Raw genomic sequence first — 1,110 nt, forward strand, 5'->3', positions numbered from 1 at the left:
TGTCAAGTCTCGCCTGGTCATAAACGCGTTTAACGAATAATTCAGGCTTCTTCTGCTGCCATTCCTTGAGTGCTTGAACCGGCGTTTTGGAGCCAATGGCACGCTGCGGAATGTGGTGGTTGTATAGCTTCAGATAGTTGAGCAAGGTCGTCTCCAGGTCGGAACGGCTGTCGAACCGGGTCTGCTGTAACAGCTCGCTGATTCGGCCGTTGAAGCGCTCAACCATACCGTTCGTTTGCGGGTGACGTGGCGGTGCCAGACGGTGCTCGATACCCATGCCGGCACAAACCTTGTCGAATGCATGCTGGCCACTGGGCACCTTGTCTTTCATCGAAAACCGGTCGGTAAATTGCGACCCGTTATCGGTCAGGATTTTGGTGATTTTGATGGGCGAAGCGATCTTCAGCCGGCGCAGGAAGTCGACGCTGCTGCTGTCGGTCATGTCGCCATAGATGTGCAGGAACACCCAGCGCGTGGCGCGGTCAATGGCTACGAACAGGTAGCGACGCGACGTCTCATCGGGCATCTGTGGCAGATACTTGATGTCGACGTGGACGAAGCCGGGCTCATAGTCTCTGAAGGTCTTTTTGGGCGAGATCGTTTCGCCTTCCGCCTTCGGGATGACATCTTCCAAGCGCGACATGCCTTCGCGTTTGAGCAGGCGGGCGATACCAGCGCGCGAAACGGCGGCGTTGATGTATTCGCGGGTGATATACAGCAGGTCGTCGAGCGGCAGATACAGCGACTGGCGCAGCGACAGCACGATGGCCTCCTGCGTTGGGCTCAGCGTTGTATGCAGCGTGTGGGCACGGTGTGAACGGTCCTGGACATCGTCCCGCTTGAGCCACTTGGCGGCAGTGGCACGGGTGATGTTGAAGACCTTGGCAGCCTCGCGGTCGGACAAACCGGAGTCTTTGATTTCTTGCCGTATCTTCGGCGTCGTGCGGGCTTGGGGATGAATACGTGTGCTCATGGACTGAAGTTTATGCGATCTGCTGCAACTGGTGGGACGCCCGCGCCGGCAAACCGGCGATCAACTCGTCAAGCACGGCTTTAGCGCGGAACAAAGCCATGCTGCGACGAGGAATATGATCACACGAAACTAAACAC

At 57.3% G+C, this 1,110-nt stretch carries 1 protein-coding gene; it reads right to left on the bottom strand.

Going from position 1 to position 1,110, the window contains the following annotated elements; genetic code table 11:
- A partial coding sequence (locus tag ASN89_RS26805; RefSeq protein ID WP_058051360.1) for an IS481 family transposase occupies window positions 1-973 on the bottom strand: 973 nt, incomplete at its 3' end.
- Between the last annotated feature and the right edge of the window lie 137 nt (window positions 974-1,110).

The organism is Janthinobacterium sp. Ant5-2-1, assembly GCF_001445815.1.
GTDB classification, from domain to species: Bacteria; Pseudomonadota; Gammaproteobacteria; order Burkholderiales; family Burkholderiaceae_D; genus Janthinobacterium; species Janthinobacterium lividum_E.